Source organism: Xanthomonas sp. WHRI 10204, assembly GCF_040202875.1.
Classification (GTDB): domain Bacteria; phylum Pseudomonadota; class Gammaproteobacteria; order Xanthomonadales; family Xanthomonadaceae; genus Xanthomonas.
This window is the reverse complement of record NZ_JBEGDW010000001.1, coordinates 1,494,272-1,510,781: the sequence shown is the minus strand read 5'-3', so window position 1 is coordinate 1,510,781 and position 16,510 is coordinate 1,494,272. Positions and strand designations below refer to the sequence as shown.

General features: G+C 56.1%; 12 protein-coding genes. 1 reads left to right on the top strand and 11 read right to left on the bottom strand.

The window, feature by feature from the left end:
- Positions 1-64: 64 nt before the first annotated feature.
- Positions 65-2,839 (top strand): TonB-dependent receptor, encoded by a 2,775-nt coding sequence (locus ABQZ00_RS06660; protein ID WP_323521164.1) that lies wholly within the window; start codon positions 65-67, stop codon positions 2,837-2,839.
- Between the two features lie 799 nt (positions 2,840-3,638).
- Here ABQZ00_RS06660 and ABQZ00_RS06655 read toward each other — a convergent pair.
- The 11 genes from ABQZ00_RS06655 to ABQZ00_RS06605 all read right to left on the bottom strand — a co-directional run bounded on the left by ABQZ00_RS06655 (position 3,639) and on the right by ABQZ00_RS06605 (position 16,500).
- The gene (locus ABQZ00_RS06655; RefSeq protein WP_323537286.1) at positions 3,639-5,255 is read right to left on the bottom strand and encodes an alpha-glucosidase; all 1,617 of its coding nucleotides are present in this window, start codon (positions 5,253-5,255) and stop codon (positions 3,639-3,641) included.
- Positions 5,256-5,728: 473 nt separating this feature from the next.
- Positions 5,729-8,179: a VirB4 family type IV secretion/conjugal transfer ATPase gene (locus tag ABQZ00_RS06650; protein WP_115514558.1), complete on the bottom strand. Its 2,451-nt coding sequence runs from the start codon at positions 8,177-8,179 to the stop codon at positions 5,729-5,731.
- A 99-nt stretch (positions 8,180-8,278) separates the two neighbouring features.
- Positions 8,279-8,587: a VirB3 family type IV secretion system protein gene (locus ABQZ00_RS06645; protein WP_115513304.1), complete on the bottom strand. Its 309-nt coding sequence runs from the start codon at positions 8,585-8,587 to the stop codon at positions 8,279-8,281.
- Positions 8,580-8,987, bottom strand: coding sequence for a TrbC/VirB2 family protein (locus ABQZ00_RS06640; RefSeq protein WP_115513305.1), 408 nt, complete (start codon positions 8,985-8,987; stop codon positions 8,580-8,582). The genes ABQZ00_RS06645 and ABQZ00_RS06640 overlap by 8 nt, the downstream gene beginning before the upstream one ends.
- 63 nt (positions 8,988-9,050) lie before the next feature.
- A complete protein-coding gene (locus ABQZ00_RS06635) occupies positions 9,051-9,869 on the bottom strand; it encodes a lytic transglycosylase domain-containing protein (protein WP_323514984.1) in 819 nt (272 codons plus the stop codon).
- Positions 9,870-9,926: 57 nt separating this feature from the next.
- Positions 9,927-10,985 carry a P-type DNA transfer ATPase VirB11 gene (gene virB11 / locus ABQZ00_RS06630; protein WP_115559036.1) on the bottom strand — a complete coding sequence of 353 codons (1,059 nt, stop codon included), beginning with the start codon at positions 10,983-10,985 and terminating at the stop codon, positions 9,927-9,929.
- A complete protein-coding gene (locus ABQZ00_RS06625; RefSeq protein WP_161961646.1) occupies positions 10,982-12,166 on the bottom strand; it encodes a TraB/TrbI/VirB10 family type IV secretion system protein in 1,185 nt (394 codons plus the stop codon). The genes virB11 and ABQZ00_RS06625 overlap by 4 nt, the downstream gene beginning before the upstream one ends.
- The gene (locus ABQZ00_RS06620; protein ID WP_115513308.1) at positions 12,163-12,930 is read right to left on the bottom strand and encodes a TrbG/VirB9 family P-type conjugative transfer protein; all 768 of its coding nucleotides are present in this window, start codon (positions 12,928-12,930) and stop codon (positions 12,163-12,165) included. Before ABQZ00_RS06620 ends, ABQZ00_RS06625 begins: the two co-directional genes overlap by 4 nt.
- Positions 12,927-13,937, bottom strand: coding sequence for a VirB8 family type IV secretion system protein (locus ABQZ00_RS06615; protein ID WP_161961647.1), 1,011 nt, complete (start codon positions 13,935-13,937; stop codon positions 12,927-12,929). Before ABQZ00_RS06615 ends, ABQZ00_RS06620 begins: the two co-directional genes overlap by 4 nt.
- Positions 13,938-14,066: 129 nt before the next feature.
- Positions 14,067-14,477 (bottom strand): TcpQ domain-containing protein, encoded by a 411-nt coding sequence (locus ABQZ00_RS06610; protein ID WP_115513310.1) that lies wholly within the window; start codon positions 14,475-14,477, stop codon positions 14,067-14,069.
- Between the two features lie 349 nt (positions 14,478-14,826).
- Positions 14,827-16,500: a type IV secretory system conjugative DNA transfer family protein gene (locus ABQZ00_RS06605; protein WP_323537287.1), complete on the bottom strand. Its 1,674-nt coding sequence runs from the start codon at positions 16,498-16,500 to the stop codon at positions 14,827-14,829.
- Positions 16,501-16,510 lie beyond the last annotated feature (10 nt).

Here is a 16,510-nt window from a genome sequence, read left to right as displayed (position 1 = left end):
GCATGACATCCAGGCGTCTGCCGGATCAAAAAATCAAAGAACAACATGTACCTGGGAGGGGAAAATGTTGAAGCACAAGCGCTCTGCGCTGAGTATCGCCCTGGCCGTTGCCATGGCACCGACGCTGGCTGCCGCGCAGTCGGCAACGCCTGCACAAGCCACCGCCACCGAACAAACCGCATCCAATCAACAGAACGGCGCAGTCACCGAGTTGGACAAGGTCCAGGTCACCGGCCTGCGGCGCGCGATCGAAGGCGCCATCTCGGTCAAACGCGACTCCACCTCGATCGTGGAAGCCATTTCGGCCGAAGACATCGGCCGCCTGCCCGACGTCAGCATCGCCGAATCGCTCGCGCGCCTGCCTGGCCTGGCCGCGCAGCGGGTGGCCGGTCGCGCGCAAGTCATCAGCGTACGCGGCCTGTCGCCGGACTTCTCCACCACCCTGCTCAATGGCCGCGAAGTGGTCAGCACCGGCGATAACCGCAGCGTGGAATTCGACCAGTATCCGTCCGAGCTGGTCAGCGGCGTCACCGTCTACAAGACCCCTGACGCTGGTTTGGTTGGCCAGGGCCTGTCGGGCACCGTCGACATGCAGACCGCGCGCCCGCTGAGCTACAACGAGCGGGTGATCGCCATCGGTGGCCGCTATCAGCGCAACTCGCTGGGCAAGGCTGCCAACGTCGACCCTTACGGCAACCGCTTCAACGTCAGTTACATCGACCAGTTCGCCGACCGCACCATCGGCCTGACCATCGGCTACGCCCACACCGACATGCCGATCCAGGAAAACCAGGTGGGCCTGTACGAGCCGTGGCAGCAGGTCGACGCACAGCGTCAACGCCCCGGCGTGGCCGACGGCGTGTATTTCTCCGACGGTATCAAGGCGCTGCGCCGCACCGGTAATCAGAAGCGCGATGGCGTCATGGCCACGCTGCAATATCGCCCGTCCAACGCCTGGACCAGCACGCTCGACGCCTTCCACACCAAAGCCGAGCAGATCGACACGGCCAACCAGTTCGAGCTCAACCTGAGCAACTACAACGGCGGCTACACGCCGGGCCTGAACATCACCGACGTGCGCGTCAACGACAACAACAGCTTCATCGGCGGCACCGCCAGCGGCGTCTACCCGCTGGTGCGCGGCATGTACAACAAGCGCGAAGACAAGATCGAAGCGTTCGGCTGGAACAACGAAATCACCGCCGGCGCGGTCAAGATCATCGCCGACCTGAACTACTCCAAGGCCACTCGCGACGAATTGAACCTGGAGAACAATCTCCAGCGTGCCCCCATGCCACAGTTGGACACCGTTGGCGTGTCGGTCGTCGGCAACGGCTTCTCGCAGCTGGCGCCGGGCATGAATTATTCCGATCCGGGTGAGCTGTTCCTCACCAACACCATTTACGGCTCCGGTTACGGCAAGGTGCCGCGTGTGGAAGATGTGCTCAAGGGCGCACGTCTGCAGGCCAGCTTCCCAATGCCCGAAGCGCTAAGCTGGTTCTCGGATCTGGATGTCGGCGTCAACTACGCCAACCGCGAAAAGCAGAAGACCCAGCCCGAAGGCAACATCACGTTAGGCGCGCAGGGCGAGGCCACGGTAGCAGCGGATCTCCAATACGCACCGGTCAATCTCGGCTTTGCCGGTCTCGGCTCCCTGCCCGCGTGGAATGTGCCGGCCGCGGTCTCGCGCTACATGCTGTTCAATCCCAGCGACGACGCCTCGTTCCTGGTCTCAAAGGCCTGGACGGTCGAAGAGAAGATCACCACCGCCTGGCTGCGCGCCAACATCGATACCGAATGGGGCGAGGTCGGTGTGCGCGGCAATATCGGCGTGCAGTTGCAGAGCGCCGATCAATCCTCGCAGGCCAATTACTGGGATGCTTCGCAGCCGCCTGGCAGCGAAGTGCGGCCCATCGACGATGGCAAGAAGTACCGTGACTGGCTGCCCAGCCTGAACCTGGCTTTCCAGTTCCCGTACGAGCAGACGCTGCGCTTTGCGATGGCCAAGCAGGTGGCGCGCCCACGCGTGGACCAACTGCGTGCCTCGCTGGAGTTTGGCGTGGACACCTCGACCGGCCGGCCCGGCGCCAGCGGCGGCAACCCGATGCTCGACCCATGGCGCGCCAACGCCATCGACCTCTCGTACGAAAAATATTTCGCCGAGCGCGCGTATGTCGCGGCTGCCTTCTTCTACAAGGACCTGAAGAGCTACATCTACACCCAGAGCCGCGACAACTACGATTTCTCCGCACTGGTTGCCGGCTACGTGCCTCCACCGGGCTCGGCACCGGTACTCACCACCGGCACCTTCAGTGCACCATTCAATGGTAAGGGCGGCACGCTGCGCGGCGTCGAGCTCACTGCATCGCTGCCGCTGGATCTGCTGTTCGCCCCGCTGGAGGGCTTCGGCATCCAGGCCAGCGCCACCTTCAACGACAGCGACGTCAAGATCCGCGACCCGGAAAGCGCCTCCAGCGTCGGTGATGGTGAAATCAGCCTGCCCGGCTTGTCCGAGCGCGTCTACAACCTCACCGCGTATTACGAGCACAAGGGCTTCGAAGCACGCGTCAGCCAGCGTCGCCGCTCGGATTTCATCGGCGAGATCGGCAATTTCAACGGCAACCGCACCCTGCGCTACGTCGTCGGCGAAAACATTACCGACGCGCAGATCAGCTACAACTTCGCCGAAGGCAGCACCCTCGATGGCCTCACCCTGCTGCTGCAAGCCAGCAACCTCAGCAACTCGCCGTACCGCACCTACGCAGAAACCAAGGACCGCCCGCTCGAATACATCGAATGGGGCCGCACCTTTGTGCTGGGCGTGAACTACAAGTTCTGAGTGGCTGGTATTACCACGTTCTTGATGCAAGACGCCTGAGTCGCTTCCGAAACGTCGGGGAGCGTCATACCCCAGGTTCGCCTTCCACAGCGGAAGGCGAACGACACGCTCGAAGCCGCAGCGATCAAGAGCAGCAAGATAGGCCCCTCTCCCACAGGGGGAGGGGTTGGGGTGAGGGTACGGCTCCTTCCTTCCCTAAAGCCCAGGCATCAATGCTACAAAATCGATATTACTTCCGACGAAGTAAGCTCCAATAAAAGCAAGAAACGCATAGCGCCAAAACGACATTTCCATTGCGCCCCCTGCATAAAAAAGACCCGCCGACATCAAGCCGGCGGGTCTTCTTTTGAGATCTTCACCACGAAGTCCAACCTAACGAGATCGCGCAAGACAACTTGCAGCACATCCTTTCCTGCCACAGGCCACAGGCCACAGGCCACAGGTCCTAAGTTACGCGGCATAAGACCGACTTTCGGGCTGCACGCCGCGCATATGCGCTTAGCGAACCACTCACAAATGCAGCAGGCTGTTTAAAGAAGCCTTGCGGCGAGTCGCCGCTAGCTATAACGCCGCATGCTGGCCAAGCCAGCTAACAGACCGGAAGACGCATCAAAATTTATGCGCTCCTGATGACACCCTGCCACTCACTAGTCAGAAGGCCTGCAACGCCAGGGCTTATCAACGATCCAGTACGCGGGACGATCAGCCGGCTAAAAAAATGGAGCGACATCGCAAAGAATGCCGCACCGCTTTTCAAAGCCATCTCAAGCTCACGCGTGGAAGTTGCAGCTAGTCGTACTCAGCCACGACCTACCGCAGCAACAACCGCATGCCCGGCCAACCTGATGTGTCCGCCCTCGATCGCCCCACGTTCAACACCAGGAACATCGACCTGCTCCCACTCGCCGGCAGGTAATGCCATGTCAGCAGGATCGGCGGACAGATTGAATGCCAACAGCATGACCTGACCCGCATGCTCGCGCCGAAACATCAGCACAGGCTCGGCCGTGTCGTAGAAAGCGATGGATCCCTCACGCAACGCCGGCATTTCCTTGCGCCAAGCAAGAAACGCACGTACTGCGCTCAACACAGAATGCGCATTGTCCTGCTGCACACTCACCGCAGCGGTACGATGCGGCTCCGCCAGCGGCAACCACGGCTTGCCACTGGTGAATCCAGCAGATGGCGCGTCGGTCCATGGCATCGGCGTACGGCAGCCATCGCGGCCCTTGAAGGTCGGCCAGAACGTAATGCCATACGGGTCCTGCAGGTCCTCGAATGCCACGTCCGCTTCGCCCAGACCTAGCTCCTCGCCCTGATACAGGCAGATCGACCCACGCAGCGAACACAGCAGCGCCACCACCATCCGCGCAAACGCCGGCGACGCATGTTCGCCGCCCCAACGCGTTACCGCGCGCACCACATCGTGGTTGGAAATCGCCCAGCACGGCCACCCTTCCAACATGGTGGCCTCGAGCCGGCTCACCGTCTCACGGATATACGCGGCGCTATAGTCCTGCACCAACAGCTCGAAGCTGTAGCCCATATGCAGGCGACCCTGGGCGGTGTACTCGGCGGTGGTCGCCAGCGAATCCTCAGACGATATCTCGCCCAGGCTCACCGCGTTCGGGTAGCGATCCAGCAGCGCACGCAAGCGCTCCAGGAAAGGCAGGTTCTCCGGCTGCGTATTGTTGAAGTAGTGGTACTGATACGCGTACGGATTGTCCGCACTGAATCCCCGCCCTACTCGCTTGTCCGCTGGCTTGGCCGGATTGTCGCGCAGCTGCGCATCATGGAAACAGAAGTTGATCGCATCCAGCCGGAAGCCATCCACGCCCCAATCCAGCCAGAAACGCACGTTGTCCAAGGTCGCCTGCTGCACCTCTGCACTATGGAAATTCAGGTCGGGCTGGTCCACCAGGAAGTTGTGCAAGTAGTACTGCTCGCGCCGCGGCTCCCACTGCCACGCCACGCCACCGAACAATGACAACCAGTTATTCGGCGGAGTCCCATCCTCGCGCGGATCGGCCCACACATACCAATCGGCCTTCGGATTGGTCCTGTCCTGACGGCTCTCCTGGAACCACGCGTGCGCGATCGATGTATGGCTCAGCACCTGGTCGATCATCACCTTCAAGCCAAGCCCATGCGCCTTGTCGAGCAACCGATCGAAATCGTCCAGCGTCCCGAACAAGGGATCCACCGCGCGATAGTCCGCGATGTCGTAACCAAAATCGGCCATCGGCGACTTGAAGAACGGCGAGATCCAGATCGCATCCACGCCCAACCCGGCAATGTAGTCGAGCTTGGCGATGATGCCAGGCAAATCACCGACCCCATCGCCATTGGAATCGAGAAAACTGCGCGGATAGATCTGATAGATGACGGCCCCGCGCCACCATGGTGTTTGCGACATGTACGCCCCTCCCGGGCCAATGCGAGCGCCAGAATGAGCACCCAGCTAAGGCTGTTAGCGTAGCCGCGTAACACCTTGTGGACGTGCAGGTGCATACGTATTCATCTCATATCGAGCTGAAAGTTCCTAAACCAACTCTACGGATTCTTAGTTGGCCGACACATCAGGCACGAACAGCATCGGGAGGTAAATCAAAGAATCATTACTGGAAATTCTCGGAAACAACAATTAAATCTGTCGAAGTTCGCATAGAACCTTGTGTAGGAAGCGATACTCTTACGCAACAACCCTGTACCCATACCACTGCGCCCCCTACACCGAGACCGCCAAACAACCGCTCGTTCAATCCTGCCTAGGGCTCAAAGGAATGACTCAGGCAACTAATAAGTCTTCAGCGAACCAAAGACCAATATCAGCGCAAACACTAGATGAGTGATAGAAATCCATTTCCATAGTGACTGATTGAGTCGAAATCATGCATCTTCAATCTCCGACTTCGCAGACTTACGCTTTCCAGAGCCTTTTCGATTGGCATAGAAATCCTCCAACCATTGCTCCGGGGTAAGCTGATCGACAGTAACTCCCAGTTGCCCAGCCTTGCGTGACAAAATCTGATGCATGATTTCAATATTGTCGGTCGACGATGAGATCACCGACAACGCGTCATCCATGCCACGCAGGTTGAGTTGGCACACTGCCGAGGCGTGGCCCTGCTTGACTAGGAAGCAGCGCGAACGCTCATCCAGTGAAACCACAACCTGGTACTCAGCGTCTGTGAGCTTGAGTCCTTCCATGTAGTCGTCGCGGCTGGCACTTGGATTAGGAAGCAGGATCATAGTAGCGGTCTGCTCGATCAGCGCTGCAGCAATGTCGCTGGCCAGAGCATCTTCAGGGCTTTGCGTGGCGAAGATACCCAGACCATTCTGCTTACGGATGGTCTTCTGTTTATTCTTGGCAAATTCCTTCAGCCCCCCTTTTCCGTCCAGTATCTTCCAGAACTCATCCATCACGTAGATCAACGGACGTCCGTCGATCAGCGCTTCCAAGCGGTGCAACAAATAATTGATCACCGGAACGCGCACTTCGGCATTATCGATCACGTCGGTGTAGTCGAAACCGATGATTGAAGCGCGCGTCAGATCGATGGTGTCCACCGGGTTATCGAACACCCACCCCAGTGAATTGCCGGCGGTCCAGCGGCGCAGACGAGCATAGAGCCCGTCGTCGCCCATGTTAGGCAAGCTCTTACGGAAGTTGCTCATACTACGCAGATGTATCGGAGTATCCAGCATACCTTCAACCGCGCGATAGATATCCTCTTCTTCGCGTGAGCTGTATTCAGCCTTTCCGCCCAGAACCTTGATCAATTCAGCCAGAAACTGCGTATTGGCCTCATTGCGCTCGCACTGGAAGGGGTTAAAACCGGTCGGCGCCCCGTTTTCTAATGCCAGATAGTTGCCGCCGCAAGCGCGCACAAAGATTTCAGCCCCACGATCTTTGTCGAAAAAGAAGATTGTCGGAATCGGATCGAACTTTTGCACCTGGCTCAACAGAAAGTTAATCAGTGCTGTCTTACCGGTACCAGACTTACCGATTACCATCGTATTGGCGATCGCCTTCTCTCCCAGCGAATTCTCGGCCGGGTGAGTTGCATGGAAATTGAAGTAATACGGCTGCCCGTTGGTGGTCTGCAGCGTGGTGACACAGTCGCCCCAGGGATTGTTGTGCTGTTTGCCTTGGGCGAAGTTGTGCAGCGGAGACAGGCCCAAAAAATTGAGCGAGCTCAGATTCGCGATACGGGTACGGAAGCGCCAGTTGCCGGGGAGCTGTGCATAGAAGGACGAAGCAATTGCCAGATCCTCCTTGGCAGAAACGAATCCTGCGTTGGAGAGCTCCGCACGGGTCGTCGCGATCTGTCGAGCTAGTTTTTCCTGACTGTCAGCGTAGACAGCCATGGTGAAATGATACTCACCCAACACGAAGTTGCCCGACGCTACATCGTCCATGGCGACATCCAGATCGCGAATCTGGCTAGAAGACTTGTCGCCTGATGACACCATCATGCCCTTGGTCCGCTCCAGCACCTTCAACGCGTCATGACGACCGACCGGACTGAATGAGTGAGTAACAACATACTCGAAATCCAGATACTTCAATCCATTAAGGATGCCCGGATAGGTTCCGTCCGCGTACTCCTTAATATTAAGGATCGCACCAAAGTGATTAATACCGTCCGGTGTACGAATGATAAAGTCACCGGTTTTATTGGCAAACATGTGTTTGCTAACCGGAAGGTAAGCGTGTGCCGGCGCCTGCAGAACCGGCACCGGCTCATCGATCCGATTGAGTAGATAACCCAAGAATTCAAGCGTTTCCGAGAAGATAATGCCATTTTTGGCTTCGTACATCCCCAGCCTGTAAGGCGAGTAATCTTTCAACACAGCTTCGACATTCGTAGCGAGCTCGATCACCTTTGCGACCGACTGTTCTTCTTCGGCACGAATCTTATCTGGGTCGGAAGACTTCTCTACCAAACGTCGCCCTGTGACAACCGGGCGATATAGCATGGAGAAGTACAACTCGTTTTGCATGATCTTCTGTGCCGACAGCGCGGCATAGTAATCGTCAGACAGACCTTGATTAAATGCCTGCTTGAAACGAGTGTCCGTACGGATCTTGCGACGACGCCGGACGTCGTGGACCCAAAAAGCGACATTGGCAAAGTCTGGCGCACGCAAGGTCTGCAGCAGACGATTGAAGGTGTTGTGGCGTTGGGAAAGTTCGAACTCGTCCCGGCCAACAAACGGCAACCCAGCCAGATGCCAAATCAACAGGTAATCGCCCCCCGTGGTCTTGAGAACCGACGGAGCCACATGGCTCGAAACGGAAACGAACTCGCTAATCGGCGTATCTGGGTTAAACATGGTCTTACCAAGGTAGAAGGGCTGTGCCCCGGTGATCGTAATAAGCACCTACCCCATGCACGGGTGCATGGGGTAGGCGTGGAGTATCGCTACACACTATTAACGCTTACCCGGAGGAGATTTCCGATACTCGTTTGGCGTAAACACCCACATCCCGGCATAGCGCTGAAGATTACGAGCACGCATCCTGAACATCCAGCGCAAGCCCAATAACCTGAAAATCATCTCGTCCCGCTTCGCCATCTGCTGCATGCCGAAAATGATGACGGGAATGCTGAGCAGGTACCAAAGGTCGAAGTACATTCCCATCAATAGCCCACTACCGGCACCGATGAAAAAGGGAATATAAGGCACACCCAGAAACATCGCTGGCCTGGTGCACCCACGGAAAAGCACGTCTTTATGCATAGTGCTGAAGCATCTGAACCAACGCCATCGCTGTGTCGCCATCGCATTTCTGGTTACGGTCGCCAATGACCATGTTCGCGATCTGTCCGGCAGCGCCGATCAGCACGCCACCAATAAGAATCGGCGAAACTTCAGAAATGCGCTTGTGCGCAAATGCGATCTGGTAGCCCGCGACGATGACCGCAATTGTGACGACAGCGACAGAGCCCATCGTAAGCAATGAATTCACGTTTCCGAGAAAACCGCAGACTTTGGTATCTGTATCGGCCAAACCACCCGGAGTTGCGCCGGCGCCGCTCGCAACCAGCAACAGCGAGGTGAAGACCAATGCTTTCAATGCTTGAGCGCCGACCATCTTGGCATTAGCAGCCAACTGCTTATTGTTCATTTCAAATTTCATTTTGTATCTCCTTTTGGAACAGGGGGGGTCTTGTAGCAATCCGATTGCATAACAACATCCTTGCTAGAACACGAAAGCGCTGTCCACTGGCCGACTTGGCGGCTGCGTGGCAACTGAGGGAGAACTTTGACCAGTAGGCGCTGCAGTAGCTGGTTGAGCCCCTACTGGCAATGCCACACCACGTCCTTGACCGGTCGCTTGAATGACATACAGATCGCTGGACGCCGGAGCCGATCTAGCCTGCACACTCGGCTGGGCAACTGGAGCCGGCGATATAGCAGACGTGTTCGCTTGGCCTGACATTTCGTCCGGAGATGCACGCATCAGACCTTGTACCCGACGCGCAACAATCGCATCCGCCAACACTGCAGCTGCCTGACTGGCCGTACTTTCGGTGCGTATCCTGATCTGCCGGTTATTGGAGACCACGGGGATTGGCTGAACGCCGGAAGCAGCAACCGACTGACGGATGGATGCATAGATCTTCTGGACATATCCGTGCTTAAAGCCAGTTTCGAAGTTACCGGAGTAGTAGCAGCTGAAAGACTTGCCCCAGTTGGCCCCAGAACGCGAATGACATTCAGCTAGAATCTTGGAGGCTGCTACCAGATTGGGGCACTTGGCGAATGCCATCTCGTAACTAGTCAAACCATACTTTTCGAGGTTGTAGCGATTAACCTGGCCTAGGCCTAGAGAAAAATTGTAGCCCTTCTGCTCCAGCATCTTTGCGGTCGCCACCGCTTCCTCCAAGCCGCGTGGCTCACGGACCAAACGTCCGCCGACGACGCCTATGGCGTATGGATTACGCGACGACTCCACGCGCACGACGTGCTGCATCACCTCGCCTGGGACGGCAAGTCCAGAACAGCCCATCAATTCCATACCAGGCAACATGTCGAAGTCTCCTAGAACTCGAGCGCAAACCTTGTTGACAGCATTTCAGCCGCCACGCAAGGTTCGCGCAGGATCAAAATCGATCCCGGTGATAAAGCGTTGGCCAGCATGCGCCTTGATGTGCACGACGATGTCGATGGTCATGCGCAACAGACGCTTGATGACCTCGAATTCTAAACCAGACCCCTCGTTGGAGGCCTTCACCATCAGTGCCAGCTGGTCCCAGGTTTGCTCGACGCTGCCAGCGTGGCAGCTGGTGATCGAACCCGGATGGCCGGATGCACAGTTACGAATGAAATAAAACGATTCATCACCGCGAAGCTCGGCCAGAATGATGCGATCCGGCTTCATACGCAGGCATGCCTCCATGCAACTCTTGGCAGTCACGTTACTTGCGCTCTGCCCCCCTTTTGAGTAAAGCAGGTGCACTGAATTTGGCTGACTGATGAATAGCTCACGCGCATCTTCGATCGTGACAAGCCGCTCTTCATTGGGTATATGGTTCACAAGTGCTTTCATAAACGTTGTCTTTCCACTACCGGTAGCACCAGCGACAACGACATTTTTTTTATAAAGCACACACTTCTTGAAAAATTCCGAGTACTCCTTGTTACGACGCAGTTCCAGTAATTCACGGTCCTGATCGCTGACATCGGACGCCTGCTCGAGCACCTGATCGAAGAAGCCATCGTGCTTGTACTGCTCAAGGGTCTTGGTGTGCTTGGAAGGTAGACGTATCGTAATCGACACCTTGCCGGCATCACAGGCAGGAGGGATCACAAACTGAGCACGCTGACCCGTTGGAAACGTCAGCGATACGACCGGATCTGCATCGGTGATGCGCTGACCGGTATTACTTTCGTTGACAACTGCAGTGCAGAACTGGCGAGCACGATCAAAGGTAAGCGATGGAACCTCCATCCGCTGCCACCCGTGTATCGTTTCAAGATACAGCTCGCCCGGCCGATTGATACAGATCTCCGTGACATCCGGGGAGTTCAGATAATCGAGGATCCCCAACACCGAATACTGATAATCCAAAAAATCATTGGAAATCCGAGCAGTCGGAGAGTCCTCGATCGTCACGGCACCCGTCGCGCTCATTTCGGCAACACCGCCGTGAAATCGACGTCCTTCGCCACATAGACGAATACGACAGTCCCTTGATTGATGGTCACGGTTGCCGGACGACGCCCAGACTTCTGAATAGCTTGACGAGCGACCTGTTGAATACTGTCGGCTGTATTGCTCTCAAACGGCTGGTCGGTGATCGTACCGCTACCCAAACCGACCGTGGTCGTCCGCGGACCATACTCCGCGGCTGCATACTTGAACGCATCGCTCAGCATGCTTATAAAAAGAGCCGATGCGATCTTATTGCCCCAATGCGCATCGTACTGACCCGGATGCCCTGCGCTACCAAGGTTATCGATACCAGGACCCGCTAACGTCACATCGATGCCGGTCGGCGTGGTGACACGATCCCATACGACCTCCATCCGAGCAGAGCTTGGCTCGTCGGCTTTGTACTGCCCCAAGACCTTGGAACCCTTAGGCAACAGCAACTTGTGACCGTTAATCGAATACACCGGCTCAGTGATGATGCACGACGCGAAACCGTCAAAATCCGAGATAATCCGCGTCTCAAGCACACAGCGAATGTAGGTACCACGCACCAGCAGCCCATCAGGATTACTGATTGGCTTGGCCATCATGATTTGGTCGTCCTTGGTCAGCGGGGACTGCTGCATTCCAAGCGGATCATTCGCATCTGATTGATTTTTGGCTCCCTGAGCGGCGCCCTGCTCTGCAAGAATACGACGCTCTAGCAAGGTGGGACCACGCTCACGCTGGACAGGAACGTTAACTTCTTCTTCATCGTTGGACACAGGCGGCATCGGCGGCAGGCTCAATTGCTGCTGGGCCAACGGAACGGGGGCCGTATCAACAGGGGCCGTCATGTTTTGAGGCAATGCTGGTGCTACCACTGTTTCGGTGCGAGGTTTCTTTACCTCGTCCTTATCAGAACCTCGCGATACCAGCCAAAAAATAGCCACAATTAGCAGCGCGGCGATACCTGCCAAGAACAGCAGCGCTTTACGATTAAGGCGCTTAATGTCATTTGATCGGAGAATCGGTTCATTTGCGTCTAGATCCGGCGCGCCCTCAACGTTTTGACGCGCAAAATACGGATTGCTGCTGTGCTCATCTTGAGCAGCATGCGACTGTTCGTCGCGGTTGCCGCTTGCCCGCTCGTCGGAGTTATTTGGCGTGTTCGGATTCACTTTTGCTTATTCCTTCGCAGACCTATGACATTATCGCCATGGCGCACCACCAGGAATGGATAGGTGCCATGGACAATCAACGTATTCCCCTCAACAGTCGTATTAACCAGAAAATCTTCGCTATGTTCTTTTTCGCGAGCAAAGACTGCTGGGAAATTTCCGGTGGGAAAGCGCGTTAAATCCATATTTATATAGGTGAATTTACCGTCATCATAAACACGACTGGGAATTAACCAGGATTTTTTCGTTCGTGTAGAATAATCGTAATCATAATAATAGCGGCGATCCTTAAGGATTTTCGCATTAAGCTGGGGCCCGTCTTTTGCGACAGCGGCATCTACTGGACCATTGAAGCTGGTATCTGTCGGATAGGTAAAAAGAATCTTGTATTGTACGCCCGCTTGTTTGGCCTGCTCTAAGCGCTGCCAATCGGTCGCCACAACCTTAAGTTCCAAAATGTAAGAGTGCGTGGCTGTACGAATCATCATGTTCGTATCGACATCGACGTTTTTTGGCTTCAAGTAGAAGACATTTTCGCGACGCGTCAGCTCCCATCCACCCGTGAAGCCAGTGCTGTAATCCAAAATCTTCTCATTTGGACTAAGCTCAATCTGGGTAGTAATTCCTAAGCCTGTGCGAACTTGATAAATACTGTCAGGCGCATACTCATACTCCTGAACTACCTGAGCAGCAGCTGGGAATGCACATAAAGCGAGTGGCAGCGCTAAAGCCAATGCCGCCCTGTAGGGGTTAAAGGGTTTCATCGACCACTTGCTCCATTGACATTGTTCGGCATCCCTTGAGGTTGCGTGGGCTGAACTTGAGGCTGGCTCGCAGGCTGTGCCTGCACAGGATATCCGGACTGCTGTACTGGCACGCCACCCGGAGCCGACGGCATGACCTGCTGCATCGGAACACCTGTTTGTGGAACGACGCCAGCGGCATTTTGATCAACCGCGCCTGGATTCACTTGCTGCTGATATGCAGCCTGGGGGACGGCTTGCGCCTGCGTACTGATAGCTGACGGCGCTGCGGGCAAGGCAGAATAATCATTATCCACGCGATAATCGGTGACACGAAAACCAAGAGGATTTTCCACTCGAAGAGCATCACTCATCTGAAGATTGTCCTGATAAACAAATCCCATGGTGGCAATTTTATTATCCAGTAACGTTGTCATCGTAGAAGCCTTGTCGTAGACATTTCGCTGAAACCGCACTGTCGCACCAGTGTATGGCCGCCCCTTGCCGCCGATCAGGGTAATACTGAGGATATTGATGCGAATTGCACGCAGCCTTCCATAAGTATTGAAAGGCCTCTGTGGATTATTTCCAGCGTGCAGCGAGCGATATTCGCCGAGCACATTCGTAGCAGCCATCGCAGCTACTGTATTCCAATCACGATCACCGATGGTTGATGCATCGAATGACTCGCGCGCGAGGATGAATCGCGCAATATTGCTGCGCGCAAGCGCTTCACTGGTGCTGATCGTGCGACCACCGTAGTTAGCCTCGAGCTTGGCGATAGTGCTGGTGCCCGAATAAGCATCCGCCATTACTAGATAAGGAACCTTTTCCTTCAGCGGCAGCATGTAGTAGTAACCGCCCGCTGTCATCACCGTCACCACCATCGACAAGGTCGCCACAATCCATGCACGTTTTTCACTGCGGCGGGCGAGATCAGCGATGCTCACCTCGTAATTGACCGCCTTCTGGACGGCCGCGCCTACCTGGGCAGATCCGTCCTTTTCATTAACCTTCTTACGCAACATGTCTAGATCCGTCACCGTGGGGCCTTGTCAGGCCTGAAACTGTTGCCGCGATGGGTTGCGGGCACTTTGGAAGCATGGACGTTCCTGCAAATGCAATGCCACATGTGCATCACATCGGTCGACGCACCCTCAGAGTTTGGAACCCGCTGACACCGGCACAGGCTGCACGAGCAGCTTGTTGGCTGAGACTGACACCGAGACACCTTGCGCGGCATACACTGCGCTGAGCTCAGTTGCGGCCTGCTGCACGCTGGTGGTGCTGATGTTAGAAACCGGTGCGATAAGCGTGTAGTCCGACGGCAGGTTGTAAGACAACTGCATATTGGAGTCCGCCGCCCAACGTTCCAGCATCGTCTTCAGCGTGCCGTCCATCGGCGTCGCCTGATACGTGTAGGAGGTGTAAAGAGGAATTTCGGTCGGAGCCTCGTCAAAATGATTGACGTGCTTCCAGCGCCCACCAAAGTCAGCAGCAGGCTTGGTCGCGCAGGCGCCAGCCAACATGGCGGCCGCCAACACCAATGACAGCTTGGACACATACATCGGATTCACTCTGACTTCTCCAACTCAGGAAATTTCGGGCTTAACGAAGGACAGCACTGCGGCCCCGCACACCTAGAGGTGGCGAAGCGATGACGAACCTGTAGAAATGTTTGGACACACGAGGCGCGCCTGGCCCGCCCAGACAGCGGGGGCAGCGCAGCGCATACGCGCGAACGAGGAAGATGAACACAACGAAGAACCATCCATAGCCTTACTCCTATACGACCCCGTCCGGCGCCGCCCCCTTAACAAAAAATCAACAATGCAAGAATTCTGGGTAACTTTGCCCTTAACGAGCACATGAGTCAAGAATTACCAGCACATGCACACCATTAATTTGTGACAACAATCACACTCTGATAGAAAGCGTTTTCACATCTGTTTTGGGCAACAGCCGCGCCGTGAAGTACCGATCTTCGTAGTAGCGGATCTTGTCGCACTTCACAGGATGCGGGATGCCCTCGTACAGGAACACTTCCTTCTCGTTGCCCATCGCCTTGAGTTCCTGGGGCAACATCAATGCCCGCCGCTCTTCCGACACGCTGCGGGTTGTCTCCCTGCCCCGGGTGATGTTTTTCTTCTTGATCGTCGTGTAGCCCAACATCTCCGAGTAGTCATTCGCGTCCTGCTGTTCGCGCGGCGCGTACAGAATCTGCAAGGCGTGGTTGGTGATGATGGTGCGCGACAGGTCCTTGCCATATGTCGCATCCAGCTGCGCCATGCTCTGGATGATGGGCAACAGACGGATGTTGTAGCCAGCCATGTAGGCGACCGCCGTCGCGATGATGTCGACTTTGCCGATCGAGGTGAATTCGTCCATGAGCAGCAAGCACTGGTACTTGAGTTCTGGGTTGGACTTCGGCAACTCGCGGGTGTTGAGGTTGATGATCTGACTGAAGAGCAGATTGATGATCAGACGGCTTTCGGCCAGCTTGTTGGGCTGGATGCCGATGTAGATCGTCATCTTCTTCTTGCGTAGATCCGTCAGCAGGAAGTCGTCGGCGCTGGTGGCCGCATCCAGCACAGGGTTGATCCATGCATTGAGCGGTTCTTTCAGGGTGCCCATGATGGACGCGAAGGTCTCATCCGCCTGGGACAGCATATTGGAAAAGGCCGACTTGGCATTGCTGCTGAGAAACCGGCGTTCTGACAATGACTTCAAGTACTTCTTGAGGTCGCTACCGTCGCCCGACGACAGGCGGTAGATTCCGCCCAGCGTAGGAGCGCCTGCCCCGCCCGGAAAGCCGAGAGCAAGCTCTTCGTCCTGATTCTCGAACAAGTACAGGGCAAAGGCCAAGAACGCATTGCGCGCCTGGCTGACCCAGAATTTTTGGTCGTCCGATCCATCCGGGTAAAGCATGGCGGAAATGCTCATCAGATCCGAGACGCGAAACGCCGGATCGTTCGACACGTAAGTCAGCGGATTCCAGCGATGCGTGCGCCGGTCTTCGGCAAACGGGTTAAACAGAAAGACCTCTTGCCCCTGGCTGGCACGCCAGCCGCTGGTCAGATCGAAGTTTTCCTGCTTGATGTCCAGCACAACGATCGATTCCTGGTACTCAAGCAGGTTCGGGATGACCACACCCACACCCTTGCCCGAGCGCGTTGGCGCGGCGAGGATCACGAATTGCTGCCCGCTCAGACGCACCAGCTTGCCATTGAATTTGCCGACGACGATGCCGTTCCCACTCGGCTTGAAGAGCCCGTGCTTGGCAAGATCGGCAGCCCCGGCGAAGCGCGCATCGCCGTGCAGCGCGGGCGCCTTGGGCTTGAGAATCAGGGCGATGCCGATGACCCAAACGAGAGCCGGAAAACCGAAGCCGATGACACCAGACATCTTGATCTTGGTGGCATAGGCAGCAACTTGCGGCAACCCCAACGCGCTGTAGTAGCGGTAATAGGTGTCCCAGCTGTACAGGCTTGTATCGAGCCGCAGCAGCAGCAGGGTCACATAGCCGGACAGCAGATATCCGGCGAGCACCGCCACCGCAGTGGCGATCGCGATTATTTTGGCTTTGGACATGCGCCCTTCT